Below are 24671 nucleotides of genomic sequence, written 5' to 3' on the forward strand. Positions count from 1 at the left end.
CGAGTTTCTAATGTCCTCTCTCCCCAGCCTCAATGAAGCCTTGGCATTAATGAACCAGCAAGCTTTTGCCGCTGCCCGTTCCATCTGCCAGCAGTACCTTGCCCACAAGCCCGACGACTTCAACGCTCGCCACCTGCTGGGACTGATTCAGCTCAAGTCCGGCAATGCCATTGCCGCCTGCCGTGAACTGCAACGTGCCACCGAATTACCCGTACAGGCGCGCTTTAAGGCTCAGGCTCTCAGCAATCTCTCACTCGCATTGCAGGCAAGGGGCCGATCTGAAGACGCGTACAGGGCAATAGAGCACGCCATCACCCTGCTCCCCGACGAATCGGCATTCCAGCTCAACCGACTCGCCCTGCTGGAACAGCTTGGCCGCTGGCAGACAATTGAGCAGCTTTTCACAGTTCAGCCTCAACTTATGCACTACACCGATGCCCGGCTGACCCTTGCAGTAGCGCTGCGCCACCAGCATAAAAGCCCTGAAGCCCTGAATCTGCTGCAAACCCTGTTGGTATCACCTGACTTCAGTATAGAAGCCGAGTCTGAATGGGCCTTGAACCTTTGCCTGTGCCAACAAAGTGACAGGCTGTTGGCGCAGTTGCGCCAGCAGGATTGCTCACCGACACGGCTGTTGGAGCTGGCGGATTACATTGCCGAAGAAAGCGACCCTGAGGTGGCTGTTCAGTTATACGAAGAAGTGGTTAAGCAGCAACCTGATAACGCTCATGCACAGCATATGTTGAATGCAGCGGGCGGGTACTGTTCTGCCGAAGCACCAAAGGGTTATGTGCAGGCGCTGTACGATACCCACGCCGAAGAGTTTGAAAATCGTTTGCAAAAACGGCTTGAATATCGCGCCCCCCAACTGCTGGCCGAGCTGCTGACACAACTGATTGAGCCCGACAATGCAGAGCTTGAGATGCTGGACTTGGGGTGTGGCACAGGTCTGTGTGGACAGGCCCTGAAAGCGGTACTGCCGATTCATCGGCTATATGGCTGTGACCTGTCGCACAGCATGCTTGAGTTGGCTGCCGCCAAAAAGTGCTATGACCAGCTCGAATGCCACGATCTACAGAGTGCGCTGGCACAATCAGGCCCGGTTGATCTGATTACCGCCACCGATGTACTGATCTACACCGGCGACCTGCACCCCGTTTGTCAGGCAGCCGCCAGAGCCCTGCGAGCGGGTGGCAACTTTGCCTTTACCGTTGAAGCGGCCGAAGATGATCAGGCGGTCAGTCTCCAATCATCGGGGCGCTTCCGCCACAGCCAGTCTCATATTGAAGCGGCTGCAGCTGTTGCCGGGCTTCACGTGAAGTACTGCGCAACCTTTCCGCTGCGGCTGGAACATCAGCGGCAGCTGACCGGTCTAATGGTGGTGCTTGAGCGCCCGAGTCAGGCCGAGGGCAACAACGCCAGCAGTTGATCACACAGATTGCGCAACCGCTGCAGCTGGGCGCGCTTGCCCGCGGGTTCGGCAACGGCCGTTGCCGGCTGCTGGCGCAAAATACGTTCGCACAACAAACGCTGATCATCACAGCCAATGCCTGCCTGACCCCATAGAGGCAACGTCTGCTCCAGCAGCCAGCTCAGTGGCAGCAGGCTGCTCTCCAGCGTTCTCTGATCCTGAGCAAACCCCCTAAGGCGCTTCAGCGTGTCCAGGTCGGCAGCATCCGGTTGCCAGAGGCCGTCCAACAGCAACGTCAGGCGCTCAGGTTCAAGATCCTGCAGCGCTCCCGGCAGCCGCCGCAGGACACTCTGACCATACCAGTGTTGCGCCCTGGGCAGCCACTGCCTCACCTGATCGCTGACAGGCCGGACCACCAGCAGTGCATGGGTACCGGCAACCGGATCACGTTGCTCGCCCAGACGTACCGGCCGATAGCCACAGTGATGCCAAAAGGCCAACAAAGATTCTGAAGCCGCGAAACTTGCACCCAGATAGTCAACCCCGGCCGCGACCGCCATACATTCCAGTTCATTCAGCAGCTGAGCCCCCAGTCCCTGCTGTTGCAACAAAGGGTGCACAGCAATGCGCATAATACGCCAGGCTCGCCAGGAGGCCACCTCACCCCAGCCCTCCTGCGCGATCAGGGTTTGTGGCAACAGATGGCCTCGTGGCCGGCGCCGCCCCTCCCACACCGTCTGTGCCAGCGCATCCGGCAGCTCCCCCTCTTCTGCCACCAGCACACAGGCCAGCGGCTGTCCCTGCTGCATCAGGACATGGATCTGAAGGTTGGGGCTGTCGAGCAGAATCCGCAGATCTCCCGGCGTCGTTCGGTAGTGAGCCAGCAGCAGCAGAGCGAACAAATCACGCAGCAGTGCCGGGTCTTGACTCAATTGCGCCTGATCAATGGTTTCCAGCAGCAGTGATTGATCCGGAGATGGAAGGGGCTGTGTATCCACATCCAGCAACAGCATTCGATTACTCAGCTGCTCCAGCGGGTCAGGCCCGGCCCAGCGAATCGGTGTTTCAAGTCGATACTCTGCTGTATTGGGCCGGTGCAGCTCAAGGTGATGCCGAAAACGCAGAGCAAAACCCTGGCCATTGCCCTCATAGCCATGCAGCGTGGTGGAGAATACGATCCGCGGACAACAATTCAGCAGTTCAACCAATACGGGGGTTGGAATGGCGGCGGCTTCATCAACCAGCAGCAAGTCAGCCTGCACTGGCTGATGCAGCAAATCGTCAGGGCTGGCAAACAGCAGCTGCGACATACAATCAGGCGCAAGCGCCTGCACCCGCTCAAACACGGCACCTGTCGCGGCACGAGAAGGGGCTGTCAGTATGATTCGCTTTCCCTGCTGCAAAAGACGAGTCGCTGCTATTCCCAGAGCCGCACTCTTGCCCCGACCCCGGTCGGCCGTCAGTACCAGTGCAGCACGGCGCTGCTCAGCCACCGCCAGCACACGTTTAACAGCTTCAGCCTGGTCCAGACTCAGACAGGGCTGCTCTGCAGGCTCAGGATCTGCAGTCTGAGGCAACCGAGGCCAAGCGGCTCCGGCTTCACTCCAGCACAGCAACTGATCGCTACCCTCAAGAGTGCTGCACAGGTACTGAAGAAAGTGGCCATTCATGTCAGCAGGAGTATGGGGTTCCACACACAGAGATGCATATTCAGGGTCATCATAGCAGCGCCATTGATCGGCAGCGGGTGTAAGCAGCAACAGCACGCCGCCCCCTCGGACAGTGCCACACAGCTGGCCAAAGGCATTGGGATTGAAACCGGCGTACGCATCAACAACGGCAAAGTCGAGCGTTGTACCCAGAACACGGTGCAGCTCAGCGGCTTTTAGGGAGGGAATGGCATGAGCAGCCGCAGTCAGTGGCTGTCCCAGCAGCACACCCTGACCAGAGCACAGGGGCGACAATGCAGTTTCAAGCTGGCGGTGACACCATGCCTGTTCACCCTGCACCCAGACCAGCAATCGTTGACGCGACTGTTTCAGCTGACGCTGCAGCCGCTCCAGCAGCGGCTGTGAGTTCATCCGTCAGTATAGGTCATGCTGGGAGTTGCGGGGTCTGTAGCCGCTTCGGCAGCATAGAACACCCCCGGTGCATCCTGCCTGGCTTCCTGCATTTTCTGTTCCAGATGTTGGCTGACCTTGCTGAGATTAAGATCGCCTCTTGGCTGATAGGTCTGAGCTACCAGCCAAACCGGCAGGTCAGGGTTGGACGAATTTTCCCGAATGTAGCGGTAGCAACGCTCGGTCAGTTGCTCGGCATGCTCATTGGTACAGGGCAGCACGGCCCCCAGGTCTGAGTTGGTTTCCCAACCGATCAGGTCGCCCGGTCGAGACAGCTCTTCGCTCAACACCCGAATCACCTCCAGCAGGTGCTTACGCTTTGTGTGCTCGCCCAGGCTGATGCGCATCACGGTCAGAGGGGCAAACTCCCTCACTGCACGCCGACACTCCAGCGCCAGCATGTGCCGGAACCAGTTTTCGGTGGCGATACCGGTGTTGGGATCAAGTGCCAGCACCGGCTCCTGAGCGTACGTTACCGCAGCCGTCATACTGCGATTGCGCAGCATAAACAGCAGTGCAGCGGTACCAATCAGCAGCACAATTTGCAGTGCAACCACTCCTGCCCCGTATTCACCACCGGCCAGCAGCGCCAGTGTCAGCATGTTGAGCAGCAGCAACAGCACCACAAGATGGCGGCTGCGTCTAAGCTGCTGAACGAACATCGAGTCCATGTTCCGAGTTCCTTGATCATCTCGATTTGTCACTCAGTAAAGCGACTTTTGACTCGCGATGCAATCGACTACATCCGATCAACGTCGCTTCTGGTGCTTTTCCCGGTTTTCCTGCCGTGCCTGCTCGCTTTTTCGCAGCATCAAATACACCGCGCCGGTACCGCCATGATGCGACGGAGCCGAGTGAAATGCCATGACCTGCTCCAGTTCAGGCAGCCACTGATTAAGGTAGGTTTTTAACTGATTGGCATGCTCATCCGAGCGCCGCGCACGCCCCTGTTGAATCAATACACACCGAATATTCAGCTCAGCACTCTGGCGTACAAAACCCGCCACTTCATCACGCGCCTGGGCAAGTGTGCAGTGCTGAAGATTCAAACAGGCATCCGTGCTGTAACGGCCAAGACGCAGATTTCGAAACACACCCTCCTGTACCCCATCACGCTTCCAGCTGATCGGATCAGCCGGATGCAACCATTCCAGCGGCGCCAAGGTCAGCCCCTCGGGGGCACCTTCAGCCAGCTGACGTCGAATGCTTTTGTTCGGGTCAACACGCAAGGGGCGAACGGCAGCATGGTCACGCGTGGTATCGGCATAATGGTGTCGACTGACACCCTCAGCCAGCATCTGCTGCATGAATTCATCGTGGTTATCAGATCGCATGACGAACCCTCCTCTCAACAGCCGGGCACTTCAGCCCTGCAGCTGCCAATTGTGACAGCAGCCGCAACAAAATTGAACGCTTTTACCGAATCCGCTTCTCATCTATGGTTAGATAAAGCCTCAGCAGGAGTATGACCGATGCAGCGCTTCATGATCGCCTTGATCATTGTGATATTAAGTACGGCTGTGTACCTGTTTCTACAGCCTGACACCTCCACACCCGCACCACACCCTGACCAGCCGCCTGAAGTGTCGGAACAAACCCGCTCGGAAGCACAGGCCCATATTGATAGCCTGACCCGACAGGCATCCTCGGACGTGATCGAGATGGACAAGGCACGCCATTTTGTTACCGGCGAACAGCTGCTTAGCCTTCCGCACAGAGAGGCGCTCAAGGCCGAACAAGAGACATTGGAGCAGGACGGCAACGCCAGCAGCTTCGCCGTGGATATGCCTGCGCGTGCTGCAGGCAGCACCAGCCAGCCTGCACCTGAACTGGCACTTGATCGTCTAAGACTGCAGGAGCTGCTGCAAGACCCTGACCGTTCGGCCAACGAGGTGTTCTATATCCACGCTGTTCAGCCCGCCGACCGACATGGCCTGTGGGGAATCATGCGCCAGGGACTGATCGAAACCTTTGCCCGCGGCATTCGCGTCAATGACCGTTCTCGAGTCCTGAGTGTTGCCATTCCTGAAGATGCGGACACGCTGCAGGAAGACCGCAGCAGTTCATGGCTGGGGCGGTTGCTGCACGACAAGGTTGAGCAGACCTGGGTCTACAACCACCAGCAGGGACTGCTGGGACAGAACCCTGATGTGATTCACCCCGGCCAACAGCTGGTGATCGTACGTTTCAGCGAAGACGAACTGATCAGCATCTATAACCATTTCAGTGAGTCCACACGCTGAGGCGGTGGACTCCTGCCGCCGAAGTGCGTACAATTATGACCTTATTTCAGGAAGGCGGCACCTGAGCAACACACTCCCGCGGCTTTCCTCCTCTTCTATGACCCAGGTAATACTCACAGCATGTCCAACACTGAAACCAGCCCCGCCAGCTTTGGCGATTTGGGACTGTCCGCTCCTATTCTCAACGCTCTGACTGACGTTGGCTACGAAACCCCTTCGCCGATTCAGGCCAGGAGTATCCCGCCGCTGCTGGAGGGACGGGACCTGCTTGGCATGGCTCAGACCGGTACCGGCAAGACCGCCGCATTTGCATTGCCGCTGCTGCAGCGTATTGACGCAGCCGCCACTCACCCTCAGGTTCTGATTCTGGCACCGACCCGTGAGCTGGCTCTGCAGGTTGCGACTGCCTGTGAGAAATACGCCCACCATCTGCCAGGGCTGCGTACCCTGTCGATCTACGGTGGACAGGGTTACGACACCCAGATCCGTGGCCTGCGCCGTGGCGCCCAGATCATCATCGGCACCCCGGGGCGCGTGATGGACCATATCCGTCGCGGCACGCTGCAGCTGGACAAGCTGCAGGCACTGGTTCTCGACGAAGCTGACGAAATGCTGCGCATGGGCTTCATCGACGATGTGGAGTGGGTACTGCAGCACACACCGGCACAGCGTCAAATCGCGTTGTTCTCGGCCACCATGCCGCAAGCGATCCGCAACATCGCGGAAAACTACCTGAACAACCCGGCCGTAATCAAAATCCAGTCACAGACCGCAACGGCCAGCACCATTCGCCAGCGCGTGTGGACGGTTCGCGGCATGAGCAAGACTCAGGCCCTGACCCGCGTACTTGAAATGCATGAGCATGAAGCCGCTCTGGTGTTCGTACGCACCAAAACCTCAACCGAAAGCCTGGCGGATGAACTGACCCGTGCAGGTTTCCCGGCGGCTGCACTGCACGGCGATATCGCTCAGGTTCAGCGTGAACGCATCGTCAGCAAGCTGAAAAAAGGCGAGCTGGATGTAGTGATAGCTACTGACGTGGTTGCCCGTGGCTTGGACGTTGAGCGCATCAGCCACGTTATCAACTACGACATTCCGTACGATAACGAGTCCTATATCCACCGTATCGGCCGTACCGGTCGTGCCGGGCGCAACGGCGATGCCATTCTGTTCGTTGCACCGCGCGAGCAGCGTCTGCTCAAGCAGCTGGAGCGTACTACGCGCCAGCCGCTGGAAACATTGCAGATGCCGAGCGCCAAGGAGATCAATGCGCTGCGCGCCGAACGTCTGCAGAAGAAGATTCTGGCCGCCGCCGAATCGGCCGACCTCAGCCAGTACCAGCCGGTGATCGATTCCCTGCAGCAGAATTCCGAACTGACTCACGAGCAGATGCTGGCCGCAACACTGGCGCTGATGCACAGTGACAAGCCGTTGTGGATGAACGAAAACGAACCCGATCCCAACCGGCCAGTACGTGAGCGCCCTGAGCGTGGCGAACGCCCTGAACGTGGCCGAGGCAAACCGGGCCGTAACGATCCTGTTGCCGAAGGCATGGAACGCTACTGGATCGGCGTTGGTCACCTGCACGGCGTCAAGCCGGGCAATATTGTGGGTGCCGTTGCCAATGAAGCCAACCTGGAAAGCCGCCTGATCGGTCGTATCAACATCGCTGATGAGTTCAGCTGCATCGACCTGCCAGCCAACCTGAGCAGTGAGCAAATTCAGAAGCTCAAGCGTGCACGCGTGTGTGGCCAGAAACTGGACTTGCGCCCCTGGACCGATGCATCTGCTCCGCGCCGCTCACGCAGCAGTAACAGCAGCACCAGTAACAGCAACAAGCCATCACGCCGCGCCGCTCGCGCCAACTGATAGCCTGTAGAAAAAGAAAGGCTGCCTCCGCAACGGAGGCAGCCTCACAGGGCCGGAAAAGATTCCGGCTGATGGCCATACCCAGCGGGCATGGTGATAACGAGACACAGCAACCAACTTTCCTCCCAGTATAGTCAATCCGGTGGCCTAACAAGTCTGCCCGGCTCTATAATGCGTGAAACTTTTTCATTCAGGAGTATGTCATGACCACTCTGGGGACCCCTCTTTCCGCCACGGCCACCCGCGTATTGATGTGCGGTGGTGGTGAACTGGGCAAGGAAGTCGTGATCGAACTGCAGCGCCTCGGGGTTGAAGTGATTGTGGTAGACCGTTATGCCAACGCGCCCGCGATGCAGGTCGCTCACCGCTCGCATGTCATCTCCATGCTGGACGGCGCTGCTCTCCGTGCTGTCATCGAGCAGGAAAAGCCTCACCTGATCGTGCCCGAAATCGAGGCCATCGCCACCGACACTCTGGCCGAACTGGAACAAGAAGGGTTCACTGTCATCCCGACCGCCCGCGCTACTCAGCTCACCATGAACCGCGAAGGCATTCGCCGCCTTGCTGCAGAAGAACTTGGCCTTGCCACTTCTCCCTATCGATTTGCCGGCACACTGGAAGAGTTCCGCCAGGCGGTAACGGAAATCGGTCTGCCCTGCGTGGTCAAACCGATCATGAGTTCATCCGGCAAGGGCCAGAGCACCCTGCGTGAAACGGATCAGATCGAGGCTGCCTGGCACTACGCCCAGGAAGGCGGTCGCGCCGGCGGTGGTCGTGTCATTGTGGAAGGCTTTGTCGAGTTCGATTATGAAATCACTCTGCTGACGGTACGTCATATCGGCGGCACCAGTTTCTGCGAGCCGATTGGCCACATTCAGGTGGATGGTGACTATCGCGAATCCTGGCAGCCACAGGCAATGACAGATTCTGCACTGAAAGCCGCACAGACGGTTGCCGAGCAAGTAACCGGAGCACTGGGTGGACATGGTCTGTTCGGGGTGGAGCTGTTCATCCGCGGTGACGAGGTGTTGTTCAGTGAAGTTTCGCCGCGTCCGCATGATACCGGCATGGTGACACTGATTGCGCAGGACCTGTCCGAGTTTGCGCTGCATGCCCGCGCCATACTTGGCTTGCCGATTCCGGTGATCCGCCAGCATGGCCCATCGGCTTCAGCCGTCATCCTGCCACAGGGAGAATCCACTCAGACCAGTTTCGGCCATCTGCAGGCGGCATTGGCTGCACCGGATACCGACCTGCGCCTCTTCGGCAAGCCAGAGATTCATGGCCGCCGCCGCATGGGGGTTGCACTGGCCCGTGGTGAAAACGTTGAAGAAGCCCGCGAGAAAGCTCGCAACTGCGCCCAGAGCGTGCGTGTAGAGTTCTGATCAGGTATTCACCAGCGCCAGCTTTCGATTACGGGGCAGGCGCTTGAGTGCCGCCTCCCGTCTGTGGGCACTGCTGCGGTCGTGCCCCGATTCCTGCCAGACCAGTGCCACCGGGCGCCGACAACGGGTATAGCGGGCACCACCAGCACGCTCGCCATTATGTTGTGCCAGCCGCCGCTGCGGGTCTGTGGTCACGCCCGTATAGAGGCTGCCATCGGCACACCGCAGCATATAGACCCACCAGCCATCCTTTTCCTGATTCTCTTGCACCTGTACTTCCGAACCAAATTCGCCTGCTGCGGCTTATTGCCCCTGTTGCCGAAACGGACAGAGGCGTAGAATTCCGCTTTCTAACAATTCTGGGGGCTCGGTCAGACCGATGCAAACACTATTAATCACGATGGCAGGTATCGCCTTCCTGCTGATCGTGCTCGAAGATGTGGTGCACATCAACAAGGCGAAAACCACACTTTTCCTCGGCACACTTGCCTGGATACTACTGTTTCTGTTTCCTCAACACGGTGCCGATGCGGCCATGGTGCAGGAGCAGCTGAATGAAAATATTCTTGAAATCGCCAGCCTCTGGCTGTTCCTGATGGCCGCCATGACCTTTGTGGCCTTTCTCAACCATCAAGGCTTGATCGAAACCTTGATTTACAAGGTGTTGCCGCGCCGACTCAGCGAACGCAAGCTGATGTTTCTGGTAGCCGGTTTTGCCTTCTTCTTCTCGTCCCTGTCGGACAATATCACCGCCACATTGATCTCGATTGCACTGGTACTGTCGCTGCGAATGGAGGTAAAGAAAACAGTTCGCTTCGCCGTACTGGTAGTATTTGCGGTCAACTCGGGCGGCGTTGCCCTGATCACCGGCGATGTCACCACGCTGATGATCTTCATGCAGCACAAAGTGGAAATTGACGACCTGCTCTGGCTCAGCTTGCCGGCACTGACCAGCGTACTGCTGCTGGCAACCCTGCTGTCACTCAAGCTTAAGGGCGAAGTCGAGATCATCCCCTCTCCACGCCGTGATGACCGGGTGGGCAAGATGATCGCCATGATCTTTCTGCTCACCATTTTTTCTACCATTATCCTCAACGTGATCGCGGGGGTACCACCGCTGCTGACCTTCCTGTTCGGCCTGTCGATCATGTTTCTGGTGGGTCGCCTCTGCTATGAGGAAGACGAGCGTGAGAGTCTGCTCGACTACATCCGCGTCATCGAGTTCGATACTCTGCTGTTCTTCCTCGGCATTCTGCTGCTGGTCGGCATGATGAAAGAGATCGGTGTGCTGGATTCGCTGGTGCGGGTGTACGAAGTGATGCCGACTACAGCGGCCAACTACGTCATGGGACTACTGTCCTCACTGGTGGACAACGTGCCGCTGACCGCCGCATTGCTCAAGTCTGAAATCGCCATGAGTACCGCCAGCTGGCTGACGCTGACCTACGCGGTAGGCGTGGGCGGCTCATTGCTGGTAATCGGCTCGGCAGCCGGAATCGTGGCCATGAGCAAGGTGGAAGCGATCACCTTTATCAGCTTCATGCGTTATTCGGGGTTGATTCTGATCGCATACAGTGTGGGGTTTGCCGGCAGCTATCTGGTCGGTCAGATGCTGCACGGCTGATGTCAGTTCGGCGAGAACCGCTCAAATGCGGTTCTCGGCTTCCGCCGCACCAAACCAGGACAGCTGCGGCTGTAATGCCACCACTTCGCCAACTATTACCAACGAGGGTGCCGGCAGCTGCGCCTCAGCCTGCTGTGACACAATGGTGTTCAGCGTTCCGGTAAGAACACGCTGGTCCTGCGCCGTACCTCTGGACACAATCGCAACCGGTGTATCAACAGGCTTGCCATGGCGGACCAGGCCATCGCACAGCTTATCAAGCGTATGCAGCCCCATATAGAACACGATGGTTTGATTGGGATGCACCAGTTCGGCAAAATCCAGCTCAGAGGTGCGATTTTTCAACTGACCGGTGACGAACTTGACCGACTGAGCATAGTCACGATGGGTCAGCGGAATACCGGCATAGGTTGAACAAGCGCTGGCAGCGGTAATGCCGGGCACTACCTGAAAGGGAATGCCCTCCTGTTTCAACCGCTCCAGCTCTTCACCACCGCGACCGAAAATGAACGGATCACCGCCTTTCAGACGCACCACCCGCTTACCGGCACGGGCATGGTCAATCAGCAGCTGGTTAATTCCTTCCTGAGGTACTGCATGGTTGTCCCGCTGCTTGCCGACAAATACCAGGTCGGCATCACGGCGACACAAGTCCAGCACGTCAGGCGAGACCAAACGGTCATACAGCACCACATCCGCCTGCTGCATCAGCCGCAACGCCTTGAAAGTCAGCAACTCAGGATCACCGGGGCCGGCCCCCACCAGATACACCTCCCCCACCTGATGCTGAGCATTGCCCTGCTCGATCTGCTGTTCAAGCAGCGTTTCGGCAGCACTATCCTGACCGGCAAATACCCGCTCTGCCACCTGTCCCTGTAGCACCGATTCCCAAAAGACTCGGCGTTCATTTACACTGCCAAAGCGTGCCTTCACCTTGTCACGAAAACGCCCTACCAGCTGACCCAGACGGCTGTAGCCGTTAGGTATCCAGGTTTCGAGTTTGGCGCGCAGCAGCCGTGCCAGCACGGGCGATTGACCACCGGAGCTGATGCCAATCACGATGGGTGAACGGTCAACGATGGCCGGAAACACGAAGGTGCAGAGCGCAGGACTGTCGACAACGTTGACCGGCACGTTCTGAGCTACAGCATCGTAATGCACACGTTCATTAAGCTGATCATCATCGGTAGCTGCCAGCACCAGCACCTTGCCGTCCAGCAGCTCAGGATGGTATTCGCCGATAATCACCAGCCCCCGATTGAGCTCCAGCAAAGATTCCAGCTCTGGCAGGACACGGTGCGACACCAACGTAATGCGGGCTCCGGCGCGTACCAGAAGGCGCGCCTTGCGCAAGGCCACATCACCACCGCCAATCAGCAGCACGTCACGCTCGCGCAGGTCAAAAAACAGCGGTAGGTAATCCATCGCGGGGCTCCTCAATCAGGCCAATCTCTGCCCACAACTATAGCCAGAATCGATGGAATAAAAAATAAGTTTTTTATAACTTTATTGAAAAGCCCTGAGAATTCAGGGCTCCAGCGGAAAACGACGCTGCAGGTAAGCGACAATTTCGTCAGACTCGTACATCCATTCACTGTGGCCATCTTCATGATCAATGCGCAGGCAAGGCACTTTCATTTTACCGCCGCCATTGATCAAGTCCTGGCGGTGACGACCGTCGGCGCGTACGTCACGCAGCTCGATCGGCAGGTTCAGGCGACGCATGGCACGGCGCACCTTGACGCAAAACGGGCAGGTTGGCAGCTGATACAGAGAATGGCTGCCCAGCGCTTCTTCAACCTGCTGCTGGTGCTGCGGGGTGCGCTTGCCACGACGTGGCAAAGTCAGAAAATGCAGAGCCATAACAATCAGGCCCAGAATCCAGCGGACGGCTTTCATCGTGACATCGATTCCTGTTTAGAAGTGATGGCGCATATTACACCATTGACCGAGATCAAAAAACCGCCGTCGCCATTTGCCCCCTGTCAGCCACCCCGCGCTCCATGGTATTGTTAGCGCCTTTGACACCACGTTGACACCCCAGCGCAACCAGCGAAAGTGAAGCGTTACAGACTATGGCCCAGGCTGAATCCAAATCTACCGCCAGCACCGGTTTCCAATTCAAGAGTACCCGTGCGGCCCTGAACGAACTGATCCTGCTTGAATCAGACCCGGCTCTGCTGGCTCCCCAGCTGGCAGCTCACGCTGCACGCGTCCCGATGCTGTTCAACGGTATGCCGGTAGTGCTGAATCTTCAGCAGCTGCCACAGCTGCCCAGTGCCGCTGAGGTACAGGCATTGATTGAGCTGTGCCGCGAACAGACACTCATGCCGGTGGGAATCAAGGCCGAACCGGGCAGCGCCACCGAACTCTGTGCACAGCTGCAAATGGCCGACTTCAGCCAGCAGCGCCGGGTGGCCGAGCCGGCACCGGTGCCAGCCACTGAACCATCGCCCAGACAGCCCGCTGCAGAAGCTGAAACGGCACCAGAACCTGCTCCGGCCCGCGCTGCCAAAATCGTGACCACGCCGGTACGCTCCGGCCAGCAGATCTATGCCCGCGGCTGCGATCTGGTGATTCTGTCATCTGTGGGCGCCGGCGCCGAGGTGATGGCCGACGGTCATATCCATGTTTACGGCCCTCTGCGCGGTCGTGCCATGGCCGGGGTCAGCGGTGACGAAAACACACGCATTTTCTGCCAGAGCCTTGAGGCCGAACTGATCTCCATCGCCGGCTATTTCAAGACCAGCGAAGATCTGCAGACCGAGCACTGGCAGAAACCTGCTCAGGCATTGCTCAGCGGTTCACGACTGGATACAGTCGCACTTTAATTAACATCGATCCATTTACACGGACACACACGCATGGCTGAAATCATCGTAGTCACCTCAGGCAAGGGAGGCGTTGGCAAGACCACCAGCAGTGCCGCTATCGGTACCGGCCTTGCCCTGCGCGGATTCAAAACCGTTCTGATCGACTTTGACGTGGGTCTTCGCAACCTCGACCTGATCATGGGATGCGAGCGCCGCGTGGTCTACGACTTTGTCAACGTGATCAATCAGGAAGCCACCCTCAATCAGGCTCTGATCAAGGACAAGCGCACCGATAACCTGTTCATCCTGCCCGCTTCACAAACCCGTGACAAGGACGCGCTCAGCGTTGAGGGCGTGGAAACGGTGCTGAACGAGTTGGCCAAGACCTTTGACTACATCGTCTGCGACTCGCCTGCCGGTATTGAAAAAGGTGCCCAACTGGCACTCTATTTCGCCGATACCGCTGTTGTCGTCACCAACCCCGAAGTCAGCTCGGTACGTGACTCCGACCGCATTCTGGGTGTACTGCAGAGCAAGTCCCGCAAGGCCGAACAGGGTGGCAGTGTAAAAGAGCACTTGCTGCTGACTCGCTACAACCCGGGGCGGGTTATGGCGGGTGAAATGCTCAGCGTTGAAGACGTGAAAGACATTCTGGCGATCCCGCTGCTGGGTGTTATTCCAGAATCAGAAGCCGTGCTCAAGGCATCCAACCAGGGCGTTCCGGTTATCATGGACGACGACAGTGATGCCGGGCAGGCCTATGACGATGCAATTGCACGCTTCCTCGGCGAGGACCGGGAGCACCGCTTCCTCGATGTACAGCGTAAAGGCTTCCTGAGCCGGGTATTTGGACGGAAGGGCTGATGGGTATTCTGAGTTATTTTCGACAAAAGAAGCAGTCTTCGGCCAGCGTTGCCAAAGAGCGGCTGCAGGTACTGGTCGCATACGAACGCTCGCAGCGCAGCCAGCCTGACTACTTGCCACAGATGCAGCAGGAAATTCTGGCCGTGATTGCCAAGTATGTGGATGTATCGCCGCAGGACGTACAGGTCAATCTGGATGAAGACTGCTCCATCCTGGAGCTGAACGTCACCCTGCCGGAAAAGAGCTGACGCCTGCACCTATCCTGGTTTAAAAAGCCCGCATCTGCGGGCTTTTTAAACCAAAGGTTGAGGGTCTCCGTCTAGAGCAGAACCGCCTCTGCCCGTACCGTCGTGGCGTACAGTGCAACCAGCGAATAGTTCATGAATTCGGTACTGGTCGAGAGATAGTCCTTGGCCCAGAAGCTGACCTTGTCAGAAAAGGCTTCAAGCCTTGCCGGCCCATCTTCCGCCTGTTGCAGCACCGTATTCAACGCCGGAAATTGACAGACGACCACCTCTCGCGAGTCCTGTACCTTACCTGCATCCGTAACCGCCAGCCGCAAAACGGAACATGAAGGCGCCCACTCTACCATGAAATAAAGTGACTCGTTTTTGACGTTCGCATCGAGACACGCCACCGCTCGCTCAAGTGCCGCTTCAACAACGTCCTTCACTGCCACATCGTCGACCGCGCTTGATTCGGCGGCGTGAAACACCAACCCAACCGCCGACTCTTCCGCCACATAAGGATTCCGACCCTCATTCACGCTCCAGTTCACGCCCACACTTACTCCTCGTCAGCTAGCCTACCGCGCAACTGTGTGCTGCTCCGATTTGGCCAATATATTCAATACGGGACAAAGCCCTTGTCCTATTTTTGTGTGCAGCCTTCGGCACACACTGCATCATTTTAATTTATACAGGTACAGATATGGATATTCGATCAGCCAGCATGACTCTCGTAACGCCCGCCCTGGAAGAGACTCGCCACTTTTACGAAACGCATTTTAACGCACGTCCGGTCTTCGACTGTGGCTGGTATGTGGTATTGCGTCTTGGCACAACCGACTCTGATGTTGAACTCTGTATTATGCTACCGCAGGACGGCATGACCACGTTTACCGGTGGTGTGTGCCTTAATCTGAGGGTTTCTGACGCTGATAGCGTCCATGAACGTCTGCACCGAACCGCTGGACTACCCGTGGAGATCCCACTTGAAGACCACCCATGGGGAGATCGCGGTTTTGGCCTCAAGGATCCGGCCGGAACCATGATCTATTGCTACCATCCAATTGCGCCAGATGAATCCTTTCAGCGTTTCATTCTTGACGATTCGCAATAATTGAAAACGCATCCGGTGACGCCAAGCCGACCCATTCGGCCTCTGGCTGCTGCCGCAGTCTGGCTGGAGTGACTCCGAGCCAGCGGCGCACGTCCCGGCACAGATGTGCCTGATCAGCGTAACCATGGGCCAAAGCAATGTCTGCCAATGGCAGGTCCGACTGCACAATCGCAAGGCCAGCACGCCTTACTCGACCAAGCCCTTTCCAGAAGCGAGGTGATGCTCCGGTAAGATCCAGAACCCCGCGGCGGATACTGCGTTCGCTGCGGGGATGGCTAATGGATCGTCCCTCATTCAACTCCTGCAGGCAATCTGCCAGCCATTGGGGTGGCAGTTGCGCGTACTCCATTACGTCCAAAAGACACTGCTGCATATCGGCCGGCTCTGCCTCATGGTCCAGCCTCGCGGCAGCATCAAGCAACGGCTGGTCACTATACTTTGCACTCGACTCAGCGCGCTCCCAGGGAAATGAAACACCAGGCGCCAAACGTATCCCCACAAACCGGGTCTCGCCCTCACAAACCACATGTCTGGGGCTTGCATCCAGCCCTGTGCAGATAAAACTCACAGGCCCTCCTTGAGAACTGATGGCAATCAAGTCGCGACAGCCGTCCGGCAGCACAGACATTTCCCCTTTGCCGCACTGTACACTCCATTGATATATGATGCTGTCCATAGATCCTCTTAGCAGTAAGGCTCAGCCATGTGCCAGCTTCAGCCCCACAATACCGGCACAGATCAGCCCAAGGCTGACCAGCCTGAGCGGCTCAGTGGGTTCGCCAAACAGCAACATGCCCAGCACGGCTGTACCGACAGCCCCGATACCGACCCACACCGCATAGGCGGTCCCTACCGGGAGGGAGCGCATGGCAATGCCGAGCAGCGCAAAACTCACCAGCAGTGAGACAACCGTCGCCACACTGGGCCAGAACCGAGTAAAGCCCTCGGTATACTTCAAGCCGATGGCCCAGCCTATTTCCAACAAGCCTGCCAGACACAGAATCAACCAGCTCATACAACACCTCTCTTGCGTGGGGCCGTCCCCAATGGAATGCAGAGAGGTGGGGTCGTCCCCACATCTGTTTGATTTTGGCTCATTATAAAGGTTTACAGGTCCGAGGTGTCAGCCGCCTCACGCAAACGCTCACGGCGCTGCTGGTCTTCCTGCAGCACCGCTTTTATCTCTTCCAGCACGGCATCCACATCGGAGTCATCACCCTCATCCTCAAACTCACCGCTCAGTTCAGAATCCGGGGTCAACTCACCTTCCTCAAACAGCGCCCAGATTTCGTTCGCGTACTGTGTATTCAGCAAATCCGGCGCGTACTGGCCGTAATAGCGACGCATATTATTCACGTCGCGGGCGAACATGGCCTGCGCGCTGTTGTTGGACGCCGCGTTGACCGCCTGCGGCAGGTCGATGATCACCGGGCCGTAATCATCCACCAGCACGTTGAACTCCGACAGGTCACCATGCACTATGCCCTCACACAGCATGAGCGTGATGTAATGCATCATCAGGGCATGATCTTCAATGGCCTGCTCTTCTGACATCGATACATCCGCCAGTCGCGGTGCGACATCGCCGGCATCGTCCGTAACCAGCTCCATCAACAGCACGCCATCAAAGCAACCATAGGTTTCAGGTACCCGTACACCGGCTCTGGCCAGTGTCGAGAGCGCGTTGATTTCGGCGTTCTGCCAGACCTCTTCCTGCTGCTTGCGCCCATAGTTTGAACGCTTCTCCATAGCGCGCGCCTGTCGTCCGCTGCGCACCTTGCGCCCTTCCTGATACTGCGCTGCCTTTTTAAAGCTGCGTTTGACCGCATCCTTATAGACCTTGGCACAGCGAATGGTATCGCCACACCGAACAATGTAGATGTCGGCCTCTTTGCCGCTCATGAGGCGGCTGATGACTTCATCGATCAGGCCATCATTGAAGAGAGGTTGTAAACGTGCGGGGATTTTCAAATAGCGCCTGCCGGTATGGGTCGGTAAAAAGCCTCATTGTACCGTTAAAGGGTCAACGGCCACCATGACCCTGAGCTGCTAAGCTTATGACAGATGCCGAACCCATTGACTGGGAGAAAAATGATGAGCTACCAACATGTTCTGGTTACCGTGGACCTGTCTGAAGTCAGCAAGACGCTGATCGACAAAGCCATCGAGCAAGCCCAACCGGCCAACAGCAAACTTTCAATTGTGTATGTGGAAACAGACCACCTGAGATCATATCCAGATGATGAAGAGCGCCTGAAGGCGCAGCTGCAAACGCTTGCCGATGACTGTGGCTACCCCGTGAACGAGATTATAACGGTCATTGGCGACCTGCATATGAAGGTCGCGGGCTTAGTCGAGAACAGCGATATCGACCTGGTCGTCTGTGGCCACCACCACAACCTGGTCAGCCGCTTTTTCAGCGCCGTACCCAAGCTGGTTAACACTGTTAAAGCTGACCTGTTAGTCGTCAATCTGGGTTGATGACCGGGGTCGGACTGAAGCGATGGTCAGGCGTTCACTCGTGGAGCCACGGCGCATAACTCAGCCCCACCAATACCCCCTCGGGGCTCATGAACCGGGCAACGGTCTGCCCCCAGGGTTCAGTTCGGGCGGTATGAACGAATGCTTGCCCTTTCGCCTTTAACTCGTCTACAGCCGCCTCGACAGATGCCGCATCCGCCAGCTCAAATTCAACCGTGGCGGTAGGCACAGGAACCCCTTCGGGCCATTCATCCTGCCCAAAACAGGACTGGGCGGCCATGGCAAGCGGCCAGACACCAAAATGGTTTGCCCCGGGGAATTTATCCATGAAGCGATAATTATCAATCTTCTCCAGCGGCAACCCCAGCAGTCCTTCATACAGCGAGGCACTTGCAGCAGGGTTTCGGGTTATCGTGGCAAATCCTGAAATGCATTTAATGTCCATCGGTTCCTCCAGTGCCGGTATCTCAAACAGCGGAGACACCGGCACGTATGTGATGCAAAGGCTAGATGTCATTGCTAGTTTCAATTGCATTAATGGCCTGTTGTAACAGCGGCGTCTCCGCTGACATATATGTTTATCCCACCAATAAAGATAATGTATTTATGTATATTGATCATTATTTTCGGTCATAGAACCTAAAAGCATAGCTTTTCAGGCTCTAGTCCGCTTAAAAGAGCAATATAAGTTATTGGAATTTATATGTTTTTAAGAAAGTGCGCTTTAAAGTTATCTAAGTCACTAAAGCTCTGATCTTTAAATGGTACAACCACATCTGATGCCTCCAGAAAGAGAAGATCATTTTCCATACAGTAATCAACTGATCTGCATAGTGAATCCAGTCCATCCGCTTCGAATCTATGAGATACAAAATCTTTATTATTTTCTAACCATTCTTTTAGACTTGGCACATCATTTATAACACTAGATGCTGAATAATTAGACTTGAAAGTGAAGTCTTCACCTTCATTGAATGAACCGAGAGGTGATTTTTCCATCTTGGTATAACCATTAAAAAAACTTTTCAACTCCGGCCTTTCATTAGCCAAAAGCGAAAGTGCACCATCTCGAGAATACCAAAACGGGTGTAAATAACCGGATAAGGCAGCTATCCCTAAAGAAAATGTACTCGAAAAATTTTCAACCCCAATTTCTTGAGATTCAGAATCTTTTCTTTCACGATACCAATAGAGCAAGGCATTATCATATATCCTAAACATATCTTCAAACTTATCATTATTGCCCTGAGAAATCTCTTTGGCTCTATGCTCTGCACAACTTGGATCATTCAAAACATCAAAAACATATTTTTCTAATTCAGCTTCTGAAATTGAATGAAATGTAACATCAAACCCCATAATTATAACTCCTCTTTATATTAAAAACCTTCAATGGTCATTCCGCCCTTTAAATAAAGTCCCGTCGTGACGGAAGTGCTTCCTGCTTTTTACATTTCGTCTATATCGATTAAACCATTAATGCCGTCTTCAGTTGTATAACCATCTTTTTCTAGCTTATCAAAAAAAACATGGAGAAAGCCATTCACTGACTCTTCCTGGTGCTTGCTCAACCAAATATCATACTCCGCAAAGTCCCATTCATCTCCATGTTTTGCATATCCAATCATTTGTCTCCCGGGGGTTTTAAATACTGGAACGAATAGATCATACTGATATTTATTGGGTATATCTTTCAGTTCATCTTTATCAGTAATTTGTTTTGCAAGAGACTCACTAAGTGGTAATAGCTTATGTAGCCCGAACACACCATTGGAGTTGTCTTCTTCCCCATCAAACATTGAGTAAATATCATAGTAATCATTTGGTAAGTCTAGAGACTTTGCCTTAACTAACAAAGTAGAATCTGTAGTGGGTGGTCGCAGCAGCGTTGAGATCTCTGGGAATTTATCCCGTAGCGAATTAAATTTTTCTTTCATCATATAGACCCTTAATTTTTTGACGTTTGGTTTCAAATCTTGCCAGCAAGTGCAGAGAAAAAATCCAGTCTATTTTCTAACTGGAAGTTTTACTGTGATGGTAGTAAAGATACGCTAAGCCAACAGGAGCTATAAATACTGCAAAGCCCCAGCAAAGCATCATTGTGAATATTTTCGCGACAATCATGAGTACGGCATTCAAAAAGAAAACATTATTTCCCATGACGAAGTTGACAATACTCTCATATACAAAACGCGAGTATGGATAAAGAAGTGTGTTGATTGCAAGCAGTGCAATCATGCTGATTTGAATCGATCTACCGCCAGTGATAACTACGTAAAATATCAGTACGGCAAATAGGGAGCCGAAAAATAATTGACGTATGTAGTATTGCGTGGAAAGTCCACCAAAGGTTTTTTTGATTATCTCTTGCATATTACTCTCTCCTTGAATGGGATTCTCAGCATTTTCCAAGGCTGAGGTATCGTACGGCTAACACCTAAGAAGCTATATAGTCTGCTACGTACAAATGTCTGCTGGACTCAAGCATCCATCCGGATGGCAACGACTTCTGCTTCGTTTCAGTATCAGCTTCCACGCGTACCAGCCTTATTTTATTAGTCAGGTATTTTATTTTTTAATTTTATAGGGTCATAGTCGAGAAAAAAATCTTCCATATTATAAAAACGACGCTTGGGAACTATCTCATCATCTTCAATTTTAGTTTCAAAAAAGCTACCTGCACAACTATCTGTTGTTCCATCTATCGTCATAAACAAGCTTCCTAATATACTTTTCTGGGACTCTCGTATAACTCTAAAAAGATCGTCTTCATCAATACCTTTATCATAAAGGTTTTTGAGTGATTTCAAGGTACCATCCAAATCAGACTCGTCATAGAAATCAAGAACTCCTTGATGAAGGTCTTCCAAATCAAGCTTTGGTTTTATAGTTCGCTCTAGCCAGCCACTTTTCATAGATGGACTGATAACACCATGCCAGCTAAATCTCATAAATCGAGACATTTCAAAACACGGAACCTTAGACTGATTTTGACCAGTAACATCATTTTTTATTTCTTCAAGACTTCTTTTATCCAAATCTAATCTTTCCAAATATTCAATATAATCCTTTACAAAACCGGGTAAATTATCCATTTAAACCTCCATATTAATTTTTAATTAAAAAAATGGTTAAAATAGCGCACCATCAAAATTGTACAATTCTTCATGCTTAGATGCAGAAATAAATAATTTCCTGTCACACACAATTAGTACCATAGGTTCATCATCGCTAAAATCTTCCGCAACGACGATACCGACAGCTCCTTTTGCTGATGACATTGAAGCCAACCAATGAACAAGAGGAAGGGTATCTTGCCAAACGCCTTCTAGCTTATTTCCAGGCAAGCAAAGATTAATACCTGCATTGCACACATTGCCGCTTGGATCCTTCTGTATCCAAAAATCTGATTTCCATGCGCCTGATACAAAGTTTTTGTAAGAATTATGAAAACGATCTATTGGATTAAAGTTTTCAAAGAACGGATGATCTGGAAAATCAGTTGGCTCAGAACTATTATCATTGAAAACAAAATCCAGCACAGAAGAATTATCAGCAGCTAAAGATATTTCCAGTGGCAGTGATAACAATAAATTATAATGGGCTGACATAAATCACCTTATATGCTGACCTTAAGTCGGCTGATAATTGATTCTATTACGGTATTATCCCAGCCGTTTCCTTTACAGCTAATGTTTGGTTTAGATGCATAGCGTTCTATCAATGCCTGATAGCGATTGGAAAAGTACTGAGAACTGTAGACACCCAGAGCATTGCGCTTCTGAGTGATTCCAGGCGCCCTGTAACGGGCTTGATAGGTGGCAAATGTATCCATAGCTTATCTTCCATGATCTGTCACCTGTGCACACAGGCACTGAAGCCCGGTCCAACCAGGGGTAAAGTCTTGAGGCCGATACATCCCGAACCGGCACATTAACCGTATCGTATACTGCCCTCGATACGACTGTATCAGAGCGTACTTTAATTCGTGTTGGCTCGCAAAGTACGCAGCTGCTTTTTTACAAATTCACGCTCCGTCTTCAAGTCTTCTCGTACAGGCGTCAACTACCGCATGTCTGAATGCCTCGCGGCGAGGCTCCTCGATGCAATGCTGATATTTATCCTGGCCATCTTGCACCTCGTCAGGGGTAAACCTATTGATAGAAGGTGTCTACTGCTCGTGGATAGCCCAGAAAGTTAACTGTCATTTATAGACTACCTGCCGCCAGTGTTAAGAATGCCCCTCCAGCCAACAGACAGAAAGGCGAAAACAGCCAGCTGTCATACGTTGCAAACTTCGAGCCTTTCACACGTTTGAAGAAACCAACATACTTGAATTCTCCTATCGCTCGCAGGACGAGCACGCCCCCGACTGCGAAGCCGAGAAAGACAGCATAAGGAGTGAGCGTAGCGGCGTTACTGGCTCCAAACCCGAGGACCAGCGCGATTAGGGCGAAGCCAGTGAGCACGAATGCAACCGCAATCGTTGCCGCTGCTCCAGGCATGAAGGCTGGTGCTCCATCTATCTCAGGGAGAGCAGCTGACATGCCGAACTTTCCGCCGAGCGCCCAATACAAATGCAATGCCGCCAATCCGGCGAACGATACGACGAGTAGGATCGCTATTGTTTCCATAGTTCCCTCCATTGGATATAACGCTTGCAGCATACACAATCAAGGCGCGGAGCCGAAGATGCAATGTTGTGGGCGTTTCTGTGCCTGCATTGGTTAGGTTGGAAGCCCCTTCCCACTCCAAAGATGTGCCAGTAACTCAACAATACCCCGGATAGTGACTGACACTAGTAATACCGTCACATTCTCAATCTAAAGCCGCCGTAAAGGGCCGAAAGAGCGAGGCCTTGGAAGGCCCTGCTAGCAAAGCGTCTGACAACAGCCATTTTTTGCTTCTACACGGTCGGACGCTTGGCCAGCAATGCCCACACGCCTGCTGCTGAAAGCAGGGTACCACCAGCAAGATTAAATCTACGCTGTGCTTTGGGCGAGACAAGCAGCCGACGAGCGGATAATGCGAAAACCGTGTAAAGCGTGGCATTAAGGGTCGCCAAAGCAACAAATGTGACGGCAAGTAGCCACATTTGAAACACCCCGTTTTCACCCGGCGTAATGAATTGAGGTAAAAAGGCCATGAAAAAAACAATACCCTTTGGATTAAGCGCGGTCACCAAATACGTGTTGGCGAATAACTTCAAGCGTGAGGAATCAGGTGCCGGCTCCGCCATATCGATGGCTGAAAACCCCGCCCGAAACAACTTAACCCCAAGGTAAAGCAGGTACAAGCCACCAACCACTTTCACAGCTGTAAACCAAAAAGCAGATACCGCAAGCAATGCCCCCAACCCCACGAGTGAGGCAAACAATGCGGTGGAGTCACCAAGCGCAACAGCTGCCACCAAAGGAATATTCGCGCGACGACCGTGAGTAACTGAATAGCTGATGACGGCCAAAATTGTCGGGCCGGGAATCACCAACAGGACCGCCGATGCGACGACGAATGCAAACCAGGATTCAATTGCCATGAGACGTCTCGTAAACGCTAACGCTTGCAGCATGCGCGCCTACGGAATGAAGCCGAAGGCACAATGTAGTGGGCCTCACCGTGCGTGCACTGGTTAGGCCATTTAACAGCAGCCGGATTCATCGCCTTGAATCTCCGGTTCGTGATACAAATCCCACCAGACATCTACCCCCGCTGCTGCCAATCCGCGCATCTGATCGGGAGAGATAGTAGGACCACCTTGAGTGTAACAATACATAATCGCCACAGACATCTCACAACCACGATCTCTAAGATATTCCAACATCCCAGTGTCCTTAAGCGGTCCAGCAAGCAGAATTTCAAGGTGGCGCCGGCAATCCCTGGATTCGCTAAGTCCTTTAGTCGAAAAAAACCACCCGTGCCACGGATAGTATCTATTCTTCACATCGGTTCGCCTCGTTCTCTGCTCACCTTTTTCGAAACTACGAGTTGGCTCACAACCTATTAGAACAGAGATAGCATCAGGGCCCTTTCTTTCGGACGTAATCCGAAGAGTGGCGTAGGTGCCTGTACAAGTCATGTAATGATCGTCAATTTCGTGCAACTGCATTGGGCTTCCTATGAGTCTAACGCTTGTAGCATCCACGCCCACGGAATGGAGTGAAAGCGCAATATTGTGGGCGTCGCATTGCTTGTACTGGTCATGTACTGCCCACCAGCCAGGCAGAAAAAAACAATACCCCACTGATGCTAAATGTGAGCACGGCTAACCCCTTGGGTATCTTTATTTTATTTCTTGGAACCCCTTTGATGGCGCTATGAACAAAAACCAAAATTAAAAAAGATATGATGACCCACATGCCCAGAGAGATGAGAATTTCAAAAAGTTCAGTATTCTTGATAAAAATGGCCATTGCCATTGCGACCATTATAAGAACAAAGCCAGTTATAATTATAGTATCGAACGCAGAGTATCGATGTTTCATATCAGCACTCATAAGGTCTTAATTAAATCGGGGTGTCC

Annotated in this window: 30 protein-coding genes; 10 read left to right on the forward strand and 20 right to left on the reverse strand. The window is 53.8% G+C overall.

Going from position 1 to position 24671, the window contains the following annotated elements:
• The first annotated feature begins 10 nt into the window (after nt 1-10).
• Nucleotides 11-1429, forward strand: a complete 1419-nt coding sequence (locus ACAM29_RS07345) for a methyltransferase (protein ID WP_369623709.1) — start codon at nt 11-13, stop codon at nt 1427-1429.
• Here the strand turns inward: ACAM29_RS07345 and ACAM29_RS07350 are convergent.
• The 3 genes from ACAM29_RS07350 to smrA form a co-directional block, all read right to left on the reverse strand.
• Complete coding sequence (locus tag ACAM29_RS07350; RefSeq protein ID WP_369623710.1) at nt 1399-3492, reverse strand: tRNA(Met) cytidine acetyltransferase TmcA; 2094 nt, start codon at nt 3490-3492, stop codon at nt 1399-1401. The genes ACAM29_RS07345 and ACAM29_RS07350 overlap by 31 nt on opposite strands.
• Nucleotides 3489-4202: a hypothetical protein gene (locus tag ACAM29_RS07355; RefSeq protein ID WP_091827583.1), complete on the reverse strand. Its 714-nt coding sequence runs from the start codon at nt 4200-4202 to the stop codon at nt 3489-3491. The genes ACAM29_RS07350 and ACAM29_RS07355 overlap by 4 nt, the downstream gene beginning before the upstream one ends.
• A gap of 78 nt (nt 4203-4280) precedes the next feature.
• On the reverse strand, nt 4281-4865 hold the full coding sequence (smrA, locus tag ACAM29_RS07360; protein ID WP_206841069.1) for a DNA endonuclease SmrA: 585 nt from the start codon (nt 4863-4865) through the stop codon (nt 4281-4283).
• 138 nt (nt 4866-5003) lie between these two features.
• On the opposite strand from smrA, the gene ACAM29_RS07365 reads away from it, so the two are divergent.
• The 3 genes from ACAM29_RS07365 (at nt 5004) to purT (ending at nt 9028) form a co-directional block, all read left to right on the forward strand.
• On the forward strand, nt 5004-5774 hold the full coding sequence (locus ACAM29_RS07365) for a hypothetical protein (protein WP_369623711.1): 771 nt from the start codon (nt 5004-5006) through the stop codon (nt 5772-5774).
• A 120-nt stretch (nt 5775-5894) separates the two neighbouring features.
• Nucleotides 5895-7643, forward strand: coding sequence for a DEAD/DEAH box helicase (locus ACAM29_RS07370; RefSeq protein WP_206841065.1), 1749 nt, complete (start codon nt 5895-5897; stop codon nt 7641-7643).
• Between the two features lie 203 nt (nt 7644-7846).
• Nucleotides 7847-9028 carry a formate-dependent phosphoribosylglycinamide formyltransferase gene (purT, locus tag ACAM29_RS07375; RefSeq protein WP_369623712.1) on the forward strand — a complete coding sequence of 394 codons (1182 nt, stop codon included), beginning with the start codon at nt 7847-7849 and terminating at the stop codon, nt 9026-9028.
• Here the strand turns inward: purT and ACAM29_RS07380 are convergent, their stop codons facing one another.
• Nucleotides 9029-9298 (reverse strand): GIY-YIG nuclease family protein, encoded by a 270-nt coding sequence (locus ACAM29_RS07380; RefSeq protein WP_309546613.1) that lies wholly within the window; start codon nt 9296-9298, stop codon nt 9029-9031.
• 109 nt (nt 9299-9407) lie between these two features.
• Here ACAM29_RS07380 and nhaD point away from each other — a divergent pair, with 109 nt between their 5' ends.
• Nucleotides 9408-10652, forward strand: coding sequence for a sodium:proton antiporter NhaD (nhaD, locus tag ACAM29_RS07385; protein ID WP_369623713.1), 1245 nt, complete (start codon nt 9408-9410; stop codon nt 10650-10652).
• Nucleotides 10653-10673: 21 nt separating this feature from the next.
• Here the strand turns inward: nhaD and cysG are convergent, their stop codons facing one another.
• Nucleotides 10674-12077 carry a siroheme synthase CysG gene (gene cysG, locus ACAM29_RS07390; protein WP_369623714.1) on the reverse strand — a complete coding sequence of 468 codons (1404 nt, stop codon included), beginning with the start codon at nt 12075-12077 and terminating at the stop codon, nt 10674-10676.
• Nucleotides 12078-12179: 102 nt separating this feature from the next.
• The gene (locus tag ACAM29_RS07395) at nt 12180-12551 is read right to left on the reverse strand and encodes a glutathione S-transferase N-terminal domain-containing protein (RefSeq protein ID WP_354410693.1); all 372 of its coding nucleotides are present in this window, start codon (nt 12549-12551) and stop codon (nt 12180-12182) included.
• 176 nt (nt 12552-12727) lie between these two features.
• Here ACAM29_RS07395 and minC point away from each other — a divergent pair, with 176 nt between their 5' ends.
• Genes minC through minE form a run of 3 tightly spaced genes read left to right on the forward strand, consistent with a single transcriptional unit; the run spans nt 12728 to nt 14577 of the window.
• Complete coding sequence (minC, locus tag ACAM29_RS07400; RefSeq protein ID WP_369623715.1) at nt 12728-13483, forward strand: septum site-determining protein MinC; 756 nt, start codon at nt 12728-12730, stop codon at nt 13481-13483.
• 33 nt (nt 13484-13516) lie between these two features.
• Nucleotides 13517-14329: a septum site-determining protein MinD gene (gene minD, locus ACAM29_RS07405; RefSeq protein WP_091827574.1), complete on the forward strand. Its 813-nt coding sequence runs from the start codon at nt 13517-13519 to the stop codon at nt 14327-14329.
• Nucleotides 14329-14577, forward strand: coding sequence for a cell division topological specificity factor MinE (gene minE / locus ACAM29_RS07410; RefSeq protein WP_091827573.1), 249 nt, complete (start codon nt 14329-14331; stop codon nt 14575-14577). Before minD ends, minE begins: the two co-directional genes overlap by 1 nt.
• 71 nt (nt 14578-14648) lie before the next feature.
• Here minE and ACAM29_RS07415 read toward each other — a convergent pair whose 3' ends face one another.
• Nucleotides 14649-15113 carry a hypothetical protein gene (locus ACAM29_RS07415; RefSeq protein ID WP_369623716.1) on the reverse strand — a complete coding sequence of 155 codons (465 nt, stop codon included), beginning with the start codon at nt 15111-15113 and terminating at the stop codon, nt 14649-14651.
• A 146-nt stretch (nt 15114-15259) separates the two neighbouring features.
• Here ACAM29_RS07415 and ACAM29_RS07420 point away from each other — a divergent pair, with 146 nt between their 5' ends.
• Nucleotides 15260-15670: a VOC family protein gene (locus ACAM29_RS07420; protein WP_206841052.1), complete on the forward strand. Its 411-nt coding sequence runs from the start codon at nt 15260-15262 to the stop codon at nt 15668-15670.
• On the opposite strand, the gene ACAM29_RS07425 is transcribed toward ACAM29_RS07420, so the two are convergent.
• The 3 genes from ACAM29_RS07425 to ACAM29_RS07435 all read right to left on the reverse strand — a co-directional run bounded on the left by ACAM29_RS07425 (nt 15648) and on the right by ACAM29_RS07435 (nt 17641).
• Entirely contained in the window at nt 15648-16238 is a 591-nt protein-coding gene (locus tag ACAM29_RS07425; protein ID WP_369623717.1) for a helix-turn-helix domain-containing protein, read from the reverse strand. The two genes, ACAM29_RS07420 and ACAM29_RS07425, sit on opposite strands and share 23 nt — an antisense overlap.
• 129 nt (nt 16239-16367) lie before the next feature.
• The gene (sugE, locus tag ACAM29_RS07430; protein WP_091827570.1) at nt 16368-16685 is read right to left on the reverse strand and encodes a quaternary ammonium compound efflux SMR transporter SugE; all 318 of its coding nucleotides are present in this window, start codon (nt 16683-16685) and stop codon (nt 16368-16370) included.
• Nucleotides 16686-16777: 92 nt separating this feature from the next.
• Nucleotides 16778-17641, reverse strand: coding sequence for a PA4780 family RIO1-like protein kinase (locus ACAM29_RS07435; RefSeq protein WP_091827569.1), 864 nt, complete (start codon nt 17639-17641; stop codon nt 16778-16780).
• A 123-nt stretch (nt 17642-17764) separates the two neighbouring features.
• On the opposite strand from ACAM29_RS07435, the gene ACAM29_RS07440 reads away from it, so the two are divergent.
• Nucleotides 17765-18151 carry a universal stress protein gene (locus ACAM29_RS07440; RefSeq protein WP_369623718.1) on the forward strand — a complete coding sequence of 129 codons (387 nt, stop codon included), beginning with the start codon at nt 17765-17767 and terminating at the stop codon, nt 18149-18151.
• A gap of 34 nt (nt 18152-18185) precedes the next feature.
• On the opposite strand, the gene ACAM29_RS07445 is transcribed toward ACAM29_RS07440, so the two are convergent.
• From ACAM29_RS07445 to ACAM29_RS07490, 10 genes are all read right to left on the reverse strand, one after another.
• Nucleotides 18186-18596, reverse strand: a complete 411-nt coding sequence (locus ACAM29_RS07445; protein ID WP_369623719.1) for a VOC family protein — start codon at nt 18594-18596, stop codon at nt 18186-18188.
• A gap of 254 nt (nt 18597-18850) precedes the next feature.
• Nucleotides 18851-19510 carry a hypothetical protein gene (locus ACAM29_RS07450; protein ID WP_369623720.1) on the reverse strand — a complete coding sequence of 220 codons (660 nt, stop codon included), beginning with the start codon at nt 19508-19510 and terminating at the stop codon, nt 18851-18853.
• Nucleotides 19511-19599: 89 nt separating this feature from the next.
• Complete coding sequence (locus ACAM29_RS07455; RefSeq protein WP_369623721.1) at nt 19600-20091, reverse strand: hypothetical protein; 492 nt, start codon at nt 20089-20091, stop codon at nt 19600-19602.
• Nucleotides 20092-20164: 73 nt separating this feature from the next.
• Nucleotides 20165-20524: a hypothetical protein gene (locus ACAM29_RS07460; RefSeq protein WP_369623722.1), complete on the reverse strand. Its 360-nt coding sequence runs from the start codon at nt 20522-20524 to the stop codon at nt 20165-20167.
• Nucleotides 20525-20706: 182 nt separating this feature from the next.
• Nucleotides 20707-21246: a hypothetical protein gene (locus ACAM29_RS07465; protein WP_369623723.1), complete on the reverse strand. Its 540-nt coding sequence runs from the start codon at nt 21244-21246 to the stop codon at nt 20707-20709.
• Between the two features lie 36 nt (nt 21247-21282).
• Nucleotides 21283-21762: a hypothetical protein gene (locus ACAM29_RS07470; RefSeq protein WP_369623724.1), complete on the reverse strand. Its 480-nt coding sequence runs from the start codon at nt 21760-21762 to the stop codon at nt 21283-21285.
• A 597-nt stretch (nt 21763-22359) separates the two neighbouring features.
• Nucleotides 22360-22785, reverse strand: coding sequence for a DUF3995 domain-containing protein (locus ACAM29_RS07475; protein WP_369623725.1), 426 nt, complete (start codon nt 22783-22785; stop codon nt 22360-22362).
• A gap of 272 nt (nt 22786-23057) precedes the next feature.
• A complete protein-coding gene (locus ACAM29_RS07480) occupies nt 23058-23687 on the reverse strand; it encodes a LysE family translocator (RefSeq protein WP_369623726.1) in 630 nt (209 codons plus the stop codon).
• 102 nt (nt 23688-23789) lie between these two features.
• Complete coding sequence (locus ACAM29_RS07485) at nt 23790-24257, reverse strand: DUF4279 domain-containing protein (protein ID WP_369623727.1); 468 nt, start codon at nt 24255-24257, stop codon at nt 23790-23792.
• 91 nt (nt 24258-24348) lie between these two features.
• Entirely contained in the window at nt 24349-24633 is a 285-nt protein-coding gene (locus ACAM29_RS07490) for a hypothetical protein (protein ID WP_369623728.1), read from the reverse strand.
• Nucleotides 24634-24671 lie beyond the last annotated feature (38 nt).

It is taken from the genome of Marinobacterium sp. BA1 (assembly GCF_041155135.1).
GTDB classification, from domain to species: domain Bacteria; phylum Pseudomonadota; class Gammaproteobacteria; order Pseudomonadales; family Balneatricaceae; genus Marinobacterium; species Marinobacterium iners.